The 17,618-nt window shown below is 68.0% G+C and carries 15 protein-coding genes; 4 read left to right on the plus strand and 11 right to left on the minus strand.

Going from position 1 to position 17,618, the window contains the following annotated elements; genetic code table 11:
* Positions 1–63: 63 nt before the first annotated feature.
* From KLK06_RS36015 to KLK06_RS36040, 6 genes are read right to left on the minus strand one after another with little or no spacing between them, the layout of a single operon-like run.
* Positions 64–1,068, minus strand: a complete 1,005-nt coding sequence (locus KLK06_RS36015) for a sugar phosphate isomerase/epimerase (RefSeq protein ID WP_214640084.1) — start codon at positions 1,066–1,068, stop codon at positions 64–66.
* Entirely contained in the window at positions 1,065–2,195 is a 1,131-nt protein-coding gene (locus tag KLK06_RS36020; RefSeq protein WP_214640085.1) for a Gfo/Idh/MocA family protein, read from the minus strand. Before KLK06_RS36020 ends, KLK06_RS36015 begins: the two co-directional genes overlap by 4 nt.
* 11 nt (positions 2,196–2,206) lie before the next feature.
* Positions 2,207–3,253, minus strand: coding sequence for an ABC transporter substrate-binding protein (locus tag KLK06_RS36025; RefSeq protein ID WP_214640086.1), 1,047 nt, complete (start codon positions 3,251–3,253; stop codon positions 2,207–2,209).
* Positions 3,250–4,257, minus strand: a complete 1,008-nt coding sequence (locus tag KLK06_RS36030) for an ABC transporter permease (protein WP_250906537.1) — start codon at positions 4,255–4,257, stop codon at positions 3,250–3,252. Before KLK06_RS36030 ends, KLK06_RS36025 begins: the two co-directional genes overlap by 4 nt.
* Positions 4,257–5,744: a sugar ABC transporter ATP-binding protein gene (locus tag KLK06_RS36035; protein ID WP_214640087.1), complete on the minus strand. Its 1,488-nt coding sequence runs from the start codon at positions 5,742–5,744 to the stop codon at positions 4,257–4,259. The genes KLK06_RS36030 and KLK06_RS36035 overlap by 1 nt, the downstream gene beginning before the upstream one ends.
* 11 nt (positions 5,745–5,755) lie before the next feature.
* Positions 5,756–6,913, minus strand: a complete 1,158-nt coding sequence (locus KLK06_RS36040; protein WP_214640088.1) for an ROK family transcriptional regulator — start codon at positions 6,911–6,913, stop codon at positions 5,756–5,758.
* 848 nt (positions 6,914–7,761) lie between these two features.
* On the opposite strand from KLK06_RS36040, the gene KLK06_RS63205 reads away from it, so the two are divergent.
* The 3 genes from KLK06_RS63205 (at position 7,762) to KLK06_RS36055 (ending at position 10,302) form a co-directional block, all read left to right on the plus strand.
* The gene (locus KLK06_RS63205) at positions 7,762–7,875 is read left to right on the plus strand and encodes an LPXTG cell wall anchor domain-containing protein (RefSeq protein ID WP_374197173.1); all 114 of its coding nucleotides are present in this window, start codon (positions 7,762–7,764) and stop codon (positions 7,873–7,875) included.
* An 88-nt stretch (positions 7,876–7,963) separates the two neighbouring features.
* A complete protein-coding gene (locus tag KLK06_RS36050; protein WP_214640090.1) occupies positions 7,964–9,676 on the plus strand; it encodes a DUF4012 domain-containing protein in 1,713 nt (570 codons plus the stop codon).
* Positions 9,677–9,729: 53 nt separating this feature from the next.
* Positions 9,730–10,302 carry a low molecular weight phosphatase family protein gene (locus KLK06_RS36055; protein WP_214640091.1) on the plus strand — a complete coding sequence of 191 codons (573 nt, stop codon included), beginning with the start codon at positions 9,730–9,732 and terminating at the stop codon, positions 10,300–10,302.
* On the opposite strand, the gene KLK06_RS36060 is transcribed toward KLK06_RS36055, so the two are convergent.
* Genes KLK06_RS36060 through KLK06_RS36075 form a run of 4 tightly spaced genes read right to left on the minus strand, consistent with a single transcriptional unit; the run spans position 10,280 to position 14,852 of the window.
* Positions 10,280–11,668, minus strand: coding sequence for a polysaccharide biosynthesis tyrosine autokinase (locus KLK06_RS36060; protein ID WP_214640092.1), 1,389 nt, complete (start codon positions 11,666–11,668; stop codon positions 10,280–10,282). The two genes, KLK06_RS36055 and KLK06_RS36060, sit on opposite strands and share 23 nt — an antisense overlap.
* Positions 11,669–11,672: 4 nt before the next feature.
* Positions 11,673–12,716 carry a glycosyltransferase family 4 protein gene (locus KLK06_RS36065; protein WP_214640093.1) on the minus strand — a complete coding sequence of 348 codons (1,044 nt, stop codon included), beginning with the start codon at positions 12,714–12,716 and terminating at the stop codon, positions 11,673–11,675.
* On the minus strand, positions 12,713–13,693 hold the full coding sequence (locus KLK06_RS36070) for an NAD(P)-dependent oxidoreductase (RefSeq protein ID WP_214640094.1): 981 nt from the start codon (positions 13,691–13,693) through the stop codon (positions 12,713–12,715). The genes KLK06_RS36065 and KLK06_RS36070 overlap by 4 nt, the downstream gene beginning before the upstream one ends.
* Positions 13,694–13,697: 4 nt before the next feature.
* The gene (locus tag KLK06_RS36075; protein WP_250906538.1) at positions 13,698–14,852 is read right to left on the minus strand and encodes a glycosyltransferase; all 1,155 of its coding nucleotides are present in this window, start codon (positions 14,850–14,852) and stop codon (positions 13,698–13,700) included.
* A gap of 288 nt (positions 14,853–15,140) precedes the next feature.
* On the opposite strand from KLK06_RS36075, the gene KLK06_RS36080 reads away from it, so the two are divergent.
* A complete protein-coding gene (locus tag KLK06_RS36080) occupies positions 15,141–16,373 on the plus strand; it encodes a hypothetical protein (RefSeq protein ID WP_214640095.1) in 1,233 nt (410 codons plus the stop codon).
* On the opposite strand, the gene KLK06_RS36085 is transcribed toward KLK06_RS36080, so the two are convergent.
* Complete coding sequence (locus KLK06_RS36085) at positions 16,370–17,521, minus strand: glycosyltransferase (protein WP_214640096.1); 1,152 nt, start codon at positions 17,519–17,521, stop codon at positions 16,370–16,372. The two genes, KLK06_RS36080 and KLK06_RS36085, sit on opposite strands and share 4 nt — an antisense overlap.
* Positions 17,522–17,618: the final 97 nt, after the last annotated feature.

The raw sequence follows: 17,618 nt of genomic DNA on the forward strand, positions 1-17,618 counted from the left end.
GTCATTCGCGCGAAGCGTGCCCCACCGGGAGGCCCACGCTTGTGAGCCCCCGGCGAGAAGGCGTCAGGTGGTGGAGAAGGCCGCGTCGAAGGCGGTGGTCGGTGGGGTGATGGAGTTGAGGCCACGGATGTACCCCAGCGCCTCCCGCGCCCCGTCCAGCCGATCCATCCCCGCGTCCTCCCACTCGATCGAGATGGGCCCGCTGTACCCGATCGAGTTGAGCGCCCGGAAGCAGTCCTCCCAGGCCACGTCTCCGCGCCCGGTGGAGACGAAGTCCCAGCCGCGTCGCATGTCCGCCCACGGCAGGTGGGAGGAGAGGCGGCCGCGGCGGCCGTCGCCGACGCGGACGCGGGTGTCCTTGCAGTCCACGTGGTAGATCCGGTCGGCGAAGTCCAGGATGAACGCCACCGGGTCGAGGTCCTGCCAGACCATGTGGGACGGGTCCCAGTTGAGGCCGAACGCGGGACGGTGGCCGATGGCCTCCAGCGTGCGCTGGGTCGTCACGTAGTCGTAGGCGATCTCGCTGGGGTGGATCTCGTGGGCGAACCGGACCCCGACCTCGTCGAAGACGTCGAGGATGGGGTTCCAGCGGTCCGCGAAGTCCTGGTAGCCCGCCTCCACCATCGAGGCCGGCACCGGCGGGAACATGGCCACCGTGTGCCAGATCGACGACCCGGTGAAGCCGACCACCGTGTCGACACCCAGCAGGGCCGCGGCTCGCGCCGTGTTCTTCATGTCCTCGGCGGCCGCCTGGCGTACGGACTCGGGGTCGCCCGAGCCCCAGATGCGGGCGGGCAGGATGGCCTTGTGGCGCTCGTCAATGGGGTGGTCGCAGACGGCCTGGCCGACAAGGTGGTTGGAGATGGTCCACACCTTGAGGCCATGCTTGTCGAGTTGCGCCTGCTTCGCGGAGACGTACGACGGGTCCGCGATCGCCTGCGCCACGTCGAAGTGGTCGCCGGAGCAGGCGATCTCGAGGCCGTCGTAGCCCCATTCGGCGGCCAGCCGGCAGACCTCCTCGAACGGCAGGTCGGCCCACTGGCCGGTGAACAATGTGACCGGTCTCATACATCCTCCACGACTGTGAAACGGCTGGCATCAGCCGCGCTGCGCTCGACCGCGGCGAGCACGCGTTGCACCCGGAGGCCGTCCGCGAACGACGGCGCCGGGTCGACGCCCTGGGCGATGGCCTCCAGGAAGTCCTTGATCTCGTGGGTGAAGGTGTGCTCGTACCCGAGTCCGTGCCCGGGCGGCCACCACGCCGCCGCGTAGGGGTGGTCGGGCTCTGTGACCAGGATGCGTTTGAAGCCGCCACCCCCCTCGCTGACCCACAGCTCGTTCATGGCCTCGAAGTCGAAGGCGAGGCTGCCGTGCGAGCCGTTGAGCTCGATGCGCAGCGCGTTCTTGCGTCCGGTGGCGAACCGGGTGGCCTCGAAGGAGGCCACCGCCCCTCCGGAGAGCCGGCCGATGAAGAGCGCGGCGTCGTCCACGGTGACGGGTCCGGTCTCCGAAGAGCCCGGCGAGAGTGGGCGTTCCTTGACGAACGTCTCGGTGAGCGCCGAGACGCCCACCACGTTCTGGCCGGTGATGAACTGGGCGGTGTCGATGATGTGCGCCCCGATGTCACCGAGCGAACCGGACCCCGCCTTGTCCTTCTGCAGCCGCCACACCAGCGGGAACTCCGGATCGACGATCCAGTCCTGCAGGTATTGGGCTCGTACGTGCCGGATCTCGCCGAGCCGGCCCTCCTCGACGTAGCGCCGGGCCAGGGCCACCGCCGGCACCCGCCGGTAGTTGAAGGCCACCATGTTCTTGCCGGACGCCGAAACCGCGGCCCGCACCATGGCCTCCGCCTCGGTCACGCTGTTGGCCAGCGGCTTCTCGCAGATCACGTGCTTGCCGGCCGCCAGGGCGGCGATGGCGATCTCGGCATGGGAGTCGCCCGGCGTGCAGATGTCGACGATCTGCACGTCGTCGCGCCTGACCACTTCCCTCCAGTCGGTCTCGGTGTCGGCCCAGCCGAGCCGGGCGGCAGCGGCGGCGGTGTGTTCCTTGGACCTACCGGCCAGCACCGCCATCCGCGGTGCCAGCGGCAGGTCGAAGAAGGCGCCGACGCTGCGCCAGGCCTGGGAGTGGACGCGGCCCATGAACGCGTAGCCGATCATGCCCACGCCGACGGTGGTTTGGTCTGACATGCAACCCCCGATCAGGATTCGAAGCCGAGTGGCAAGTATTTCTCGACGTTCTCCTTGGTAATAGTCTCCGACGCGAGTGTGATCGACTGCGGGACCTGGTTTTCCACCAGGTCGCTCATGCCCTTCTCCTGCGCGATCAACCTGGCCAGTTTGATGGCCGAGGCGGCCATCGTGGGGCTGTAGGTGACGGTGGCCTTCAGCACCGAGGTGCCCGACTGGATCTCCTTCATGGCGTTCAGGGAGCCGGCCCCGCCGACCATGAAGAACTCGTTGCGCCCAGCCTCCTTGATCGCGGCGAGTACGCCCACGCCCTGGTCGTCGTCGTGGTTCCACATGGCGTCGATCTTCTTGTGCGCCTGCAGCAGGCTGGCGGCCACCGAGTTGCCCGTCTCCACGGTGAACTTGGCGTCCTGCTTGGCCGTGACGCTGAATCCGTACGTCTTCAACGCGTCGGCGAAGCCCTTGCTGCGGTCCTGGGTCAGCGGGAGCGTCGCGATGCCCTGGATCTCCACGATCACCGGGTTCGAGACGCCCTTGTCCTTGAGCTGCTTGCCGATGTAGTGGCCGGCCGCGACGCCCATGCCGTAGTTGTCGCCGCCGATCCAGGTGCGGTACGCCAGCTTGTCGGGGAAGACCCGGTCGAGGTTGACGACCGGGATCCCGGCCTGGGTGGCCTGGAGCGCGACCTGGTTGAGCTGCTGGCCGTCGTTCGGCAGGATCACCAGCGCGGCCACCTTGGCCGCGATCAGCGACTCGACGGCGGAGATCTGCTGGTTGATGTCGTTCGTCGGCTCGACGGGCTTGAACTCGACGTCCGAGTACTGCTTGGCGGCGGACTCGGCGTTCTTCGCGATGGCCGCGATCCAGCCGTGGTCGGCCGCGGGCGCGGAGAAGCCGATGACGACCTTGGTGCCGGGCTGGTCGTTGCCGCTGGCCGCGGGCGCGGGAGCGGGCGCCGCGGAGGAGGGCGCGGCTGCGGGCTCGTTACTGGTGCAGCCGGCCGCTAACAGCACGGCTCCGCCGACGAGGAAACCCCTGCGCGCGACGTTGTTGCTCATGGTGCTCTCTCCTTCAGGTTCCGTCGCTGGAGAAGGACGGCGACGACGATGATCAGGCCCTTGGCGATCAGCTGGTCGCTGGTGTTGAGCCCGTTGAGGATGAACAGGTTCGTGATGAGAGTGAAGATCAGCAGGCCCAGGATCGAGCCGATGATCGTGCCTCGGCCGCCCGTGAGCAGGGTGCCGCCGATGATGACGGCGGCGATGGCGTCGAGCTCGTACAGGTCGCCGTGTGTGGAGGAGCCCGTGGTGGTGCGGGCCATGATGAGGATGGCGGCGATGCCGCAGCACAGCCCGGAAAGGGCGTACAGCAGCATCGTGTGCCGGCGGACGTTGATGCCGGCGAGCCGGGCCGCCTCGGGGTTACCGCCGACCGCGTAGGTGCGGCGGCCGAACGTGGTGCGGTTGAGCAGGACCCAGCCGAGCGCCACGACCAGCGCGAAGATGTACACGAGCAGTGGGACGCCGAGTAACCGGGTGGTCGACAGGTCCACGATCGCGCTGTTTTCGGGCTGGATGATCTGCGTCTTGCGGTCGGACATGCGCTGGGCCAGCCCCCGCGCCGCGACCAGCATCGCCAGCGTGGCGATGAACGGCACCAGCCGCCCGTACGCGATGAGCAGCCCGTTGACCAGCCCTGTGCCGGTGCCGACGAGGATCGCGCAGATCGCCATCACGGCCGGTCCGTACGCCTGAGTGGCCAGCGTGGTGGCCCAGACGGAGGCCAGGGCCATGGTGGCGCCCACGGACAGGTCGATGCCGCCGCCGATGATGACGAACGTGGCGCCGACCGTGATGACGCCGATGGTGGCGGCCAGCGACAGGATGCTGACCAGGTTGGAGGTGGTGGCGAAGTTCTCGGGCTTGGTGACCAGGCCGACGATCGCGAGCAGCACCAGCGCGATCACCAGGCCCAGGTGCCGGGTCTCCCCGAGCCAGGCCAGCGGGCCGGGCGCCCGCACGGCGAAACGGTCGTGCGGGCCCGCTTCTGCGGGGTTGCTCATCAGGCGGCTCTCCCATCCATGATCATGTCGAGCACGCGGTGCTCGTCGAGGTCTTGGGCGTCGCCCTGGTGGATGACCGTCCCCTCGCGCAGCACCAGCACGCGGTCGGACAGGCCCAGCACCTCCGGCACCTCGCTGGACACCAGCAGCACGCCGATGCCCTGGTCGGCCAGCCCGCGGATCACCGCGTACAGCTCGGCCCTGGCGCCCACGTCCACGCCCCTGGTCGGCTCGTCGAGCAGGAGCAGCTTGCGGCTGCCGAGCAGCCAGCGGGCCAGTACGGCCTTCTGCTGGTTGCCGCCGGACAGCGTCTTGATCGGCCGTTCGGGGTCGGGCGGGCGGATGTCGAGCGCCTCGACCAGCCGCTGCGCCTCGGCCTTCTCGCGGGCCCGGTCCATCCAGCCGAACCTGGCGAATCCCGGCAGGCTGCCCAGGGTGATGTTGGCGGTGACACTCTGGTCGAGCAGCAGGGCTTGGGCCTTGCGCTCTTCCGGGGCCAGGCCCATGCCTCGCCGTACGGTGCCGACGATGTCGCCCCGCCGTACGGGCTTGCCCGAGAGCACGACGCTGCCGGAGGCGCGGCGTGCGCCGTAGACCGCCTCCAGGATCTCCGAACGGCCGGAGCCGACCAGCCCGGCCAGCCCGACGATCTCACCGGCGCGCACCGAGAACGACACGTCGGCGAACGCGCCCGGCGAGCTGAGCCCCTCGACGCGCAGCACCTCGTCGCCCGGGGACTCCGCGGCGCGGGGTGGGAAGACATACTCGACGTTGCGGCCGGTCATCAGCGAGACGATCTCGGAGGTGGGGGTGTCGCGGGCGGGCAGGCCGACGGCGACCGTACGGCCGTCCTTGAGCACGGTGACCCGGTCGCCGATCTCGCGGATCTCCTCCAGCCGGTGCGAGATGTAGACGACGGCGACGCCTTGGGCGGTGAGTTCGCGGATGATGCGGAATAAGTTCGCCACCTCGTCGTGGGCCAGGGCGGCCGACGGCTCGTCCATGATGATCAGACGGGCCTCGTGCGAGAGCGCGCGAGCCATCGAGACGACCTGTTTGGCGGCCGGTGACAGGCGGCCGACCTCTGCCTTCGGCCGGATCTCCGGATGGCCGAGCCTGGCCAGCACGGCGCCGGCGGCCCGGTTGACCGCTCCCCTGTTCACGAAGCCGGCGCGGGCGTGCTCGTGGCCGAGGAAGATGTTCTCGGCGACGCTGAGCCCGTCGACCAGGTCGAGTTCCTGGTAGATGGTGGCGAAGCCGAGCCTGATGGCGTCGATCGGGCTGCCCGCCCTGACCTGCGCGCCGTTGAACTCGATCGTGCCCTCGTCGGGCTGGTGGACGCCCGCCAGCACCTTGATGAGCGTCGACTTGCCCGCGCCGTTCTGGCCGAGCAGGCAGTGCACCTCGCCGGCTCGCACGTCGAGGTCCACCCCGTCGAGCGCGCGCACGCCGGGGAACTGCTTGACGATCCCCCTCATGACAAGCATCGGGGTCCCTTTCAGGCGTTGACGATGCGGTTGATGTTGTCGGGTGACAGGTAGTGCTCGATCGCCAGGATCCCGGCGCCCATTGCTGCGGCGTTGATCCCGGTACGGCTCGGCACGATCGAGAGGTGATGCGTGGCCAGCGGCAGCGACCTGCGGTAGACGGTCTCCTTGATGCCCGCGAGCAGATGCTCGTGGACCCGGGACAGGGCGCCGCCGATGACGATCACCTCGGGGTTGAAGAAGTTGACCAGGCTGGCCAGCACCTCGCCGATGAGCCTGCCCGCCTCCCTGACCAGCCGGAGCGCCTGCGTGTTGCCCGCCTGTACGAGCGCCACCACGTCGGCCCCCGTCTCGGCGTGCGTACCCAGCTCGGTCAGCCTCCTGGCGACGGCCGCGCCGCCGGCGACCGCCTCCAGACAGGCGCTGTTGCCGCAGCGGCAGCCGGCGTCCTCGTGGCCGGAGACCCTGATGTGGCCGATGTCGCCGGCCGACCCCTGGGCGCCGCGGTGCAGCTTGCCCTCGGCCACGATGCCGCACCCGATGCCGGTGCCGATCTTGACGAACAGCAGGTGGCTGGCGCCGGGGTAGGCGTTGCGGTGCTCGCCGAGCGCCATGACGTTCACGTCGTTGTCGACGAGTACGGCGCAGCCCGCGAAGTGCTCGGGGATCGGATAGTCGTTCCAGCCGGGCATGATCGGCGGGTTGTTGGGCCGGCCCGTGGCGAACTCCACCGGCCCCGGCACCCCCATCCCAATCGCCTTGAGCGCGGCCCGGGGGCGTCCCGCCTCGGCGAGCAGCCGTTCCAGCCGCTCGTCGACGTGGGCCAGGACCGTCTCCGGGCCCTCGGCGATCAGCAGCGGGTCTTCGCACTCGGCCAGTACGTCGCCCGAGATGTCCATCAGCGCGATCCTGCAGTGCGTGGCGCCCAGGTCGACGCCGGCGAAGGCGTGGTCCTCGGTGTGCAGGCGCAACTGCCGTGGCGGGCGCCCGCCGGTGGACTCACCGCTTCCGGTCTCCGATACCAGCCCGCGCTCGATCAGCGCGTCGACCCGCTGGCTGATCGTGGACCTGGCCAGACCGGTGAGTCTGGCGAGGTCCGAGCGGGTGGTCGCGGAACCGGCGCTGATGAGCGTCAGAACGTCACCGGGCGAGCCCGGAGCGGAGGTCATGCGGCGACAATAAGATCACACATGCGGCAAATCAAGAGTGCAAGCCGCCCAAACCCGCCCAACTTACGCCGATAATCAAACAAAGACCTCTAGATTCGGACATAAGGGCGATTCGGCCCCAATTGCCCCCGCCACGTCCCCTCCCGACCAGGCCGGGACCCAGGCGCCCGACACGCCGGGCGAGCGCTCGGGGCGCCAGGGCAAGCCGGGGGTCGGCCCCCGCGACCCGCCGCACACGTCGGCGTCCCGGACCGGCCTCGCCGCGAGATCAGGACGACGGAGGTCCGGACGGGCCGTCCGCCTGATCGTCAACTTATGGAGAACCATCAGTGGTCATTCGGTAAGAACCGTGCGGCGGACGGAGCACCCATTAGTAGGGCGCATATAACGGGTTCTGTGCTGAACACTTCGCTGGAATTCCGGGCGAAATGTCCCATGACCCGCACTGCCATCCACACGGGGAGTCCGATATGAGAGAAAAAATCACGATACCTATTTTTGTGGCGATGGCCGCCGGAGGTGGGATCGCGTTTGGGACCGCCGGATTTGCGGCGGCCGAGTCCTTCCCGACGCCGAGCCCGTCCATCACGACCATGACCCCGAGGCCGACGCCCACGAGGACCGTGACCCCCAGGCCGACGCCCACGACCACGAGGACCGTGACTCCCAGTCCGACAGCCACGGTCACGAGGACCGCGAGCCCGCGGCCCTACCCGCCGAGGGTCACCTCCACCTCGTCGTCGCACGTCGACGTGCACGTCGACTTCGACGATCCCAGAGATCACTGGCATCATCGGAATAACTGGGGCTGCGGTGGCCATTGCCACCACGGCCACAAGGAGCTGCCGATGACAGGAGCGCCCGTGAAGGCCCTGGCAGCGGCGGGTGCGGGCCTGCTGCTGGTGGGAACCGCCGGCACATTGATCGCCATTCGGCGTCGCCGTACTGCCAGTGCGAAGTAAGACACGCCGAGTCGCCATTGTCAGCCTGCTGGCTCCGGCCGCAGGTCTCACGCTGGCCGGGAGTTGGTCCGCGTACCTCGGTCTGAGTGTGCGAGACCACCTGCAGGCGACCAGGGACGCACTGGTCCTGCTGCGCGCGAGCGACCCCGGCCGGCTGGCCGGGACGCTCGCGGACGCGCGATGGCACGCGTACGAGGCCCGTCGGCTCACCTCCGGCCCGGACTGGTCGTTGATCGCTCACACCCCCGTGGTGGGAGACGGCGCGACGACCATTCGCGGGCTGGCGGAGGCGGTCGCGGAGCTGACCACTGCCCTGTCTGACGTGCACCGGGCCACCGCACAGCTGATCACGGACGTCGAGCCCCTGGACGACCGGCCTTCCGCGGACCACCGGCCTTCCATGGGCAACGTGCGGGAGCTGCTGGCCGTCCTCGATTCGGCGGCACCGGTCCTGGACGCCGCCGCCGACCGGGTCTCCCTGGCGCGCTCACGCCTGTCCGTTACCCCGGCGGACACCGGCGTGAGCGCGGTGGACGAGGCCCGCGGCACGGCCCTGCGCGAAGCCGATCGGCTGCGCGGCTGGCTCGGCGCCGCGGCCGACGCCGCCGCCCTGGTGCCTCCGATGCTGGGCCACGACGGTCCCCGCCGTTATTTCCTGGCCTTCCAGACGAATGCCGAAGCGCGCGGAACCGGCGGTCTGGTGGGCGCCTTCGGCATTCTGAAAGCCGCGCGCGGCAAGCTCGGCATAGAGCGGCTCTCCGCCAACAATCGCCTCTCCCCGAGTTCCACTCCGGTCGCCGACTACGGGCCGGCATTTAACTCGCGTTACGGGTCGAGCGCGCTTTCCCTGCTCTCCAATTCCAATCTTTCGCCACATTTCCCGTACGCCGCGAATACCTGGACCGCGCTGTGGGAACGGCAGACCGGCCAGCAATTGGACGGCGCCCTCGCGACCGACCCGGTCGGACTCTCCTACCTGCTGCGGCTCATCGGGCCGGTCACCCTCCCGGGTGGCGAGACAGTGACCGCCCAGAACGTCATCGACCTCACCGAGCGGGACGCCTATGTCCGGTACCCGAACCCGGAGGAGCGGAAGAAGTTCCTCATCACGATCGCCGGCGCCGTCAGCGAGGCGCTGAGCCGGTCCCGTCCGGATCCCCTCACGTTGCTCTCCACCTTGTCGCAGTTGGTCGAGGAGCGGCGGATCCAGGTCTGGAGCCGCAGGGACACCGAGCAGCAACGCCTGGAGCCGACGCCACTGAGCGGCGTGCTACCGGATAAGCCGGGACCGTTCGCCGCTCTGGTCATCAACAACTCCGGCGGCAACAAGCTCGACTACTACCTCAAGCGCTCGCTCCAGTACGACCTGGGCTCCTGCCGCGCCGACGGGCAGCGCGTCACGAAGGTGCGGGTCCGCCTCACCAACGATGTGCCGCACCAGAAGCTGCCCACGTATGTCACCAGCCGCCTCGACCACCCCGACCGCCCGCGCGCCGTCGGGTCCAACCTGCTCTGGGTGTCGCTGTACACCGGGGCCGGAGCGCAGAACGGTGGCGTGCGGATCAACGGCAAGCTGGTGAAGGTCGTCAAAGAGGTCGAACGATCGCATCCCGTCTACTCCACCATGCTGGAGCTCGCTCCTGGACAGTCGAAGACGCTGGAGTTCCTCCTGCTGGAGCCCGCCTCGGCCGCGCCGCCACTGGTGCCGGTGCAGCCGCTGGCCCATCCCCAGCAGACCCGGATCACCCAGGACCACACCGGCTGCGGACCCGAGTCTCAAATGATCGATAGCGAGGGTTAAAGACCGGCGCGCCGCCAACGGCCGCCCGACCAGGGCGCTCTACCGTCGCGCTCATGGAAGGTACGGGGGAATTCCGCATCCTGTTCGTGTGTACGGGCAACATCTGCCGCTCCCCTCTGGCGGAGCGGCTGGCCCGTTCGGCCCTCGGACCGTCGTTCCAGGTGACCAGCGCGGGCACGCACGCCGAGCCGGGCAAGGAGATGAACGAGCGCACGCGGCGGACGCTGCTCCGCCTCGGCGGCGATCCCAGCGGCTTCGTCTCCCGGCCGCTGACCACCGAGGTGGTGGCCGCGGCCGACCTCGTGCTGACGGCCACCTCCGCGCACCGTGCCGAATCGGTGACGATGCACCTCCCGGCGGCCGGGCGTACCTTCACCATCGTCGAGTTCGGCGCCCTGACCCGAGCCGTCGCACCTACGGCGATCACGTGTCACCACGATGCCGTACGGCGGGCTCACGCGCTGGTCGACGAGGTGCGCACGCTCCGCGGCCTGGTCCCGGTGGACCGGCCCGACATCCTCGATCCCATGGGGGGCACCCGGTGGCACCACCGGGTGGCGGGACGGCGGATCGCCAGATCGCTCGCCGTCCCGCTCCAGCTCCTCACACAGCCGCCGGTGACTTGACCTCTGCCTTGACGTCGGTCTCGTACCCGTACCCGTAGCCGTAGCCATAGCCGTCGTATCGGCTGGCCTTGGCCGGAACGAAGTTCATGACCGTACCCACGATGCGAGCGTTGATCGACGACAGCAGTTCCGTGCCCCGCAGGATGTGCTCCTGCCGGGTCTTGCCGTACCGTGCGACGAGCAGCACTCCGTCGCAGATCGCCGAGAGTGTCGCGGCGTCGGTGACCGGCAGCAGCGGCGGCGCGTCGATGATCACGATGTCGTAGTCGGCCGACACCTGGTCGAGCACATTGCGCATCCCCCGGGAGCCGAGCAGCTCACTCGGGTTCGGCGGGATCTGGCCGCTCGGCAACACGAACAGACGCGGCTCACCCCAAGGCTGAATCACCTGGTCCAGCCGCGCCTTGCCGATCAGCACGTCCGTCAGGCCGACCGCGCCCTCGATGCCGAGGTAGGTCGGGATGCGCGGACGACGAAGGTCGCCGTCGACCAGGAGCACCCGCCAGCCCGCCTGGGCCAGGGTGATCGCCAGGTTGGATGAGGTCGAGGACTTGCCCTCGTTCGGCAGGCAACTGGTGATCACCAGTGATTTGGGCTGCCGGTCCACGCCGATGAACTGCAGGTTCGTACGGAGCGAGCGGAACGCCTCCGACCTGATCGATCGACCCCTGGGACGGACGATCAGCGGGTGACGCCGCGCGTCCCTCTCGTAGCCGATGATGCCCAGAGTCGAGCTCTTCGAGGTCCGCTGCAGCGTGTCGGAGGACTTGATGGTCGTGTCCAGGCGGTCGCGGAGCACCAGCGTGGCGACGGCGATGAGCAGCGCGATCAGTACGGCGAGCGCCAGGTTGACCAGCGGCTTGGGGCTGACCGGCATCTGGGGGGTCTCCGCCTGGTCCACCACCGTGATCTTGATTGTCGGGCGGCTGCCCGGAGTGGGCCGTTCGATCTGGTCGATCAGCTGGGTGAACCGCGTTCCCAGGGTGTTGGCCAACTGTGCGGCGCGGGCCGGGTCGATGTCGGTGACGGTCGCACGGAGCAGGACGGTACCGGGGACCACTTCCGCCGCGATGTTCGCCTGCAAACGCTGGATGTCCTCTGGCGTGGTGATCTGGCTGACCACCCGGCGACTGGACAGCAAGGTGGCATAGGACTGCACCCGCTGCGCCGACAGCATTCCAGCTTGGTACGCGGTGGACAGGCTGCCTTCCCTGTCGTGGCCGGAGACCAGCATGGAGATCGTCGCGACGTACTGCGGCGGGGTGTTCGCGGTGACCACCACCGCCGCGCCTACCCCGATCCCCACAGAGAGGAGGAGGAGCAGCCAGTTCCTGCGCAGGAGCCGCAGGTAATAGAGCAGATCCACTGGATCAACGCCGCCTTTCACGGATTCTTGGAGGAGCATTCAGGTGTTCGATCGGCGCGTAGACGTGCACGCCCTGGAGCAGGACGATGAGAACGACGGCGGTTCCGCCCGCGACCATCGTCGTGACCAGGGGCGATATCAAGCGCAGGGCCATCATCAGACAGCAGCAGCCGGCCGCGGCCGCGACCGCGCCGAGCGTCGCGGCGACCGCCCGGGTGGGGAGCCCCATCCGGCGGAGCCGGTGTGACACGTGGTCGGTACCACCCATCAGCGGCGAGCGACCCGCCCGTATCCGCGAGATGAACACGACACCGGTGTCGACGGTGGCGACGAAGGTCGGTAGGAGCAACCCGGCGACCACCCTGCCGGGGCCCTGCCCCATCACCAGGAGGACAGCCGAGCAGGTGACCACGAACCCGATGAACAGGGATCCGGAGTCACCCATGAAGATCCTCGCGGGCGCCCAGTTGTGCGGCAGGAAGCCCAGGCTGGTGCCGGCGAGCGCGATCAGGAGCAGCCCCAACGCCGGCTGGCCGGTCACGAAGGCCGTTCCGCCGAGGAAGGCGGCCGTGGCGGTGGTGACGGCTCCCAGCGCGCCGTCCATGTTGTCCAGCAGGTTGAAGGAGTTGAGCATCACGACGATCCACACGACCGTGAGCAGTCCGTCCAGCCATCCGTCGGCCGGCGTGGTGAGGTGAACCCCGGAGAGCACGACCCCGCTCGCCGCCCCGGCCTCCACGACCAGCCTGGTGACCGGGCGCAGCGGGCCGACGTCGTCGATCAGGCCGACCAGAGACACCGCGGTGCCCGCCAGGAGGATCGCCATGATCTGGAGATCGACGAAGCCGATCACCGCGATCACGGACACGACCGTGCCGAACGTGATCGCGATGCCACCGAGGTAAGGGGTCGGGCGGGCGTGGGCCTTCTGCTCACTGGGGCGATCGGTCAGTTCCCATGCCAGCGCCAGGCGCTTCAACGGCACGATCGCCATACAGCTGACCAGGAACGCGGCCACGCCTGTGGCAACGGCGATCGTCCCGTTCACCGGATGGACGCCGGGAGCTCTTCGCGAACCTGCTTGACGACCTCGACGAGGATCTCGTCGAGAGTGTGCCGGGGAACCCAGCCGGTGAGCTCGCGAATCCTGGTGGTGTCGGGGACCCGGCGGGTCATGTCCTCGAAACCCTGCTGGTAGGCCTCGTGATACGGGATGAGGTCGATTCCGGAGGTGGACCCGGTGTGATCGATGATCAGCTTGGCCAGCTCCAGGATGCTCACCTCGTGCGCGGAGCCGATGTTGAAGGTCTGCCCGACCGCCGCCTCGAGGTCGAGGAGCCGGAGCAGCGCGTCGACGGCGTCCGCGACGTGCACGAAGCAGCGGGTCTGGCTTCCGTCGCCGAAGACCGTGAGGGGCGCACCGCTGACCGCCTGCTGGACGAGGCGCGGGATGACCATTCCGTAGGCCGGGCTCTGCCGGGGCCCCACGGTGTTGAACAGCCTGACGACGATCGTCGGCAGGCCGCGCTCCCGGTGATAGGCGTTGGCGAGGATCTCGTCGACGGCCTTCGCCGTGCTGTAGGCCCATCTCACCACGGACGGGCTGCCGAGGATGCGGTCGGCGTCCTCCTTCAGCGGTCCCGCCGAGTTCTTGCCGTAGATCTCGCTCGTACTGGTGATCAGGATCTTCTTCCGGTAGCGATGCGCGGCCTCGATGACGACCTCCGAGCCGCGGATGTTGGTCGTCAGGCACCGCAGCGGCTGCTCGACTATCAGTTTGACGCCGACCGCGGCCGCGAGATGGACGACGACGTCGCACTGGTGCACCAGCTCATCCACCATGAGCTCGTCCAGCACGGATCCCTGGACGAACTGAAGGTGGGGATGGCCGGCGGCGAGCGCGAGGTTCGCGACCCGTCCCGTCGACAGGTTGTCCACGATCACGACGGAGTCGCCGCGGGCCAGCAGCGCGTCGGTGAGATGGGACCCGATGAACCCGGCCCCGCCCGTAATCAGAAATCGCATCTGGTCACCTCACGCTTCCCGCCGAAGCGCGGTTCGCCCGGCGCTCTTCATACAGCGATCGATACATGGCCTCGGTGTCGGCCACCAGGCGCTCCACCCCGAACGAGGCGGTGGTCCAGTGGCGGGCGGACTCACCCATCTGGTGTCTGAGCTCGGGGTCGCGCAGCAGTCGTACGGTGTGTTCGGCCAGCTCGCCGACGTCGGCGGAGCTGACGAAACCGGTGTGCTCATGCCGGATCACCTCGGCGACACTGCCCACCCTGGTGGAGACGGAGGGCCTTCCCGCCATCCCGGCCTCGATGAGCGCGACCGGCATCCCCTCGTTGTCGGAGGTGAGCAGGACCATGTCGGCGGCCGAGTAGACCGTCGCCACGTCGTCTCGCCATCCGAGCATGTGGAAGGAACCGCGCATAGGGCCGATGGCCTGTTCCATCTCCTCGCGGAGCTCGCCGTCTCCGCAGACGACGAAGCGGCAGTCGGGCACGCTCCGGAGCACGGCGGTCGCCGTGGCGACGAATCTGTCGGGCCGCTTCACCTGGGTGAGCCGGCCGACGAAGGCGACGACGGGCACGTCCAGCGGGAGCCCCAGAGACAGGCGGGCATCCTCGCGGCTGGGGATCGTGCCGAGCCCGACACCTGGTGGGGTGACGATGTACTGCTCCAGACGGCCGATTCCGGCCTCCAGCAATTCGTCGCGGACGCGGGCTCCGACCGTCACCAGACGATCGGACATCGACGCGAGAAGCCGCTCCGTCCGTACATAGACAAATCGCTTGGGCGGGGAGAAGTGCCCATAAAGAAGATGCCCGTGAAACACGTGTGCCAGGGCCGGATTGAGGCCGGACAGGCGGGCGGCCGCACGACCCAGCAATCCGGCCTTCGTGGTTCGCGTGTGCACGATATGCGGCCGGAACGCGCGGATCGCCTTGATCAGGTGCATGACCGCCCGGACGTCATCAGCAGGCTTGATCGAGCGACCGAGCCCAGGAACCCGGTGAACCGGCATCGCCGGGTTCCGGAGCAGGAAATGGTCCCCTTCGTCACCACCGACGTCACCCGTGTAGAGGCGATGGTCGAACTTGTCATGGTTCAACTGCGCGCACAACCCCGTTAGCTGAGTAGCCGGGCCGCCGATGTTCATCCGGGCGATGACATCCATGACTCTTATGCGGCCGTCCGGCTTCGCACAAGCTCCTGCGGAATGGGTCTTCATGCCGCAGAAGCTAGCTTGGGTCTTGACTCGTTCAATGGTCCGAGTCGCGGTGCCGACGGAATATTTGCATATCTTGTCCCCGCAGGTTATGGAATCGCATCGGATGAGGTGACAGGCGGATGTCTTTCCTGCTGACTTGCAGCGGTTCGGTGTGCCATGTCGATCTCGGCGGCCGATCATCGTATTGTTCAGCGTGCCGTCCGGCTATCACACGATGAGCGTTGAGGAGTTTGGGTGGAGTACCTTATCGTCGCCGCCACCGTGATCACACTGGTCGTTCTTGTTTCGGTAAGTTTTGACAAACACACGGCGTGGCGAATGCTGCCGGTGCTGCTTGCCGCCTTCGCCGTCCGGCTTGTCGTTCACCTCGCGGTAGTGCGGCCCGATGCCGTCGGATACGGCGGTGACTATCTCGGGTATGAGTCCATCTCCCTGGAGACCGCCGCGTTCTGGCAGCGCGAAGGCCTTCAGTTCGCCACCTCCGTGCCGGCCGAGCGCTTCGCCTCCGTGGCTCTGCCGTGTTATGTCTTCGCCTTCGTCATCTATCTGTGCGGCGGCGCGGCTCCGCTCGCCTGTACGGCCGTCGTGGCGTTGATAGCGTGTGCGCTCTGCATCGTCATGTACAGGTTCGCGCGGGTGGTGGGCGCCGACGAACGGGCGGCATTTGTCCTGCTTGTCGTCACCGCGTTTTCTCCGATGTTTCTCCTGTGCACGTCTGACACGTTCAAGGATGGATTCAACGCCTTCCTCGTTGTGGGCTGTCTTTACCTTGCCGTTTCGACTGCGCGACGCTTCGACATACGCAAGCCGCTCATGACGCTGTCACTCCTTTGGGCGCTGTGGAACGTGCGTGCGTACATGGTGTTCATGTGCGCGGTTCCGGCGCTTCTCGGGGTCATGGGTTCGAGGGGCGCGGCGTTCACCCGTGCTCTGGTCGTCTCCGGTGGATTGCTGGTGGCGGGCCTGTTCTTCTTCGGCTACGTCGACAGCGGCGGGGTCATGGAGACGGCACTGGGCCAGTTGGAGTTCGGTCAGTCGGAAGAGGCTCGCCGCTCGTACGCCAGCCAAGGTTCGGGCGTGTTGTTCGACGACAGCGGCAACGCGTGGGGTTCGCTGATTCCGAAGTTGCTCTACACGCTGCTGGCCCCCTTCCCTTGGACCGAGGGCAGCGCGACGCTGCAGCTCGGCAAGATCGAGATGCTGATCTGGTACTTCATGCTGTACAGCGCGGTGCGCGGGGTGCGCGTGCTATGGCGCCATGACCGGCGAGTGCTCTTGATCCTGCTGCTCTTCATCGTGCCGAGCACGATCGCCTACGCGACGACAGTGGCCAATGTCGGCCTGATCTTCCGGCAGCGCATTCCCATCGTCATGGTCACGAGTCTGCTGTCCGCTGTGGCCTGGAGCAGGAGGCGGCCGTCGGCGGACACTGAGGAAACCGCACGTCGGCCGCTGACCCGCGCTTAGGACTTGTCCGTCCAGTCCTTCTGGATCCGGGCAAGCCGCTGGTAGAGATTGATGTGCTGATCGATCATCACGTCCACGTCGAGATGCTCGCGCGCCCAGGCGCGGGCGGCGCGTCCGAGCGAAGCCGCGAGGTCCGGGTCGTCGAGCACCCGGACGATGCCGTCGGCCAAGGCTTCCGCGTCGGACGCGGGGACCAGGACGCCCCGGCCTTCCAGCAATTCGGGTGTACCGCCTATCGCGGTGGCGACGATCGGCCGCCCCGCGGCCATCGCCTCCATGACCGCGTTGCTCAGCCCTTCCCACAGTGAGGGAAGAACCACCACATCGGCATTGGCCAGGAGCGCGTTGACGTCAGTGCGGTCACCGAGGAAACGAACATCCACCCGCAGTTCGCGGACCAGCTCTTCCAGACGGTGCCGTTCCCTGCCTTCGCCGGCGAGCAGGAAGGTGCACGGCCGGCCGCGCTGGAGCAGCCGCGACGCGGCATCGAGCAGAATGTCGTGCCCTTTCTGCGGCGCCAGGCGGGCCACGCACAGCACAACAGGGAGTTCGGTGTCGATGCTCGCCGGTGCGGCCTGCTCGAACGCGGAAGCCCGTAGACCGTTGTAGATCACGCTCAGTTTGCGGGCCGGAATCTTGACGATGGTGCGGGCTTCCTCGGCCACGGCGATCGCGTTCGCGACGACGTGATCGGTGATCCGGGTCATCGCCCGCTCGAGAACTCGCACCCGGCGGTGCCGCTGTTCCGGCTCACCCGCGTTGCGCCGACCGGCCACCAAGACGGGGACGCCCGCCAGCCGAGCGGCGGGCGGTCCCAGCATCCGGCCCTCGAAGAGATAGGCGTGCAGCACATCGGGCCGAATACGCCGCAACGAGATAATGAGCCGTGCGTAACCCCGCAGGCACCGCACCAGGTCAGGTGATCCCGACGGTTTGCGGCCGAACCCGAGATGATGCACTGCTATTCCCGCGTCTCGGAGGACCGCTTCGTGCGGCCCGCTTTTCGAGATCAGGAACATGTGAACCTCGATGCCCCTGTTGGACAGGCCTTGCGCGAGCAGAGATATCTGCGCCTCGGCGCCCCCTCGCCCCAGGTGCCCGATAAGAAATGCGACACGGCGGAGGGCGGACCGGTCTCTTTTCCGCATGGCAAAGCCTTTCGTCCTGTCGCGGCGAAAGTCTAGGCGCGGACATGGCGTGCGAACGGCCGCGCCTCGGACACCAGAAATCACTGTCCATCCACGC

It is taken from the genome of Nonomuraea sp. NEAU-A123 (assembly GCF_018603905.1).
Classification (GTDB): domain Bacteria; phylum Actinomycetota; class Actinomycetes; order Streptosporangiales; family Streptosporangiaceae; genus Nonomuraea.

Excerpts from the sequence above, each read along its gene's own strand:
- KLK06_RS36020 (WP_214640085.1), bottom strand. The coding sequence starts at position 2,195 with ATGTCAGACCAAACCACCGTCGGCGTGGGCATGATCGGCTACGCGTTC.
- KLK06_RS36055 (WP_214640091.1), top strand. The coding sequence starts at position 9,730 with ATGGAAGGTACGGGGGAATTCCGCATCCTGTTCGTGTGTACGGGCAAC.
- KLK06_RS36035 (WP_214640087.1), bottom strand. The coding sequence starts at position 5,744 with ATGCTTGTCATGAGGGGGATCGTCAAGCAGTTCCCCGGCGTGCGCGCG.
- KLK06_RS36025 (WP_214640086.1), bottom strand. The coding sequence starts at position 3,253 with ATGAGCAACAACGTCGCGCGCAGGGGTTTCCTCGTCGGCGGAGCCGTG.
- KLK06_RS36085 (WP_214640096.1), bottom strand. The coding sequence starts at position 17,521 with ATGCGGAAAAGAGACCGGTCCGCCCTCCGCCGTGTCGCATTTCTTATC.
- KLK06_RS36040 (WP_214640088.1), bottom strand. The coding sequence starts at position 6,913 with ATGACCTCCGCTCCGGGCTCGCCCGGTGACGTTCTGACGCTCATCAGC.
- KLK06_RS36075 (WP_250906538.1), bottom strand. The coding sequence starts at position 14,852 with ATGGATGTCATCGCCCGGATGAACATCGGCGGCCCGGCTACTCAGCTA.
- KLK06_RS63205 (WP_374197173.1), top strand. The coding sequence starts at position 7,762 with ATGACAGGAGCGCCCGTGAAGGCCCTGGCAGCGGCGGGTGCGGGCCTG.
- KLK06_RS36070 (WP_214640094.1), bottom strand. The coding sequence starts at position 13,693 with ATGCGATTTCTGATTACGGGCGGGGCCGGGTTCATCGGGTCCCATCTC.
- KLK06_RS36030 (WP_250906537.1), bottom strand. The coding sequence starts at position 4,257 with ATGAGCAACCCCGCAGAAGCGGGCCCGCACGACCGTTTCGCCGTGCGG.
- KLK06_RS36015 (WP_214640084.1), bottom strand. The coding sequence starts at position 1,068 with ATGAGACCGGTCACATTGTTCACCGGCCAGTGGGCCGACCTGCCGTTC.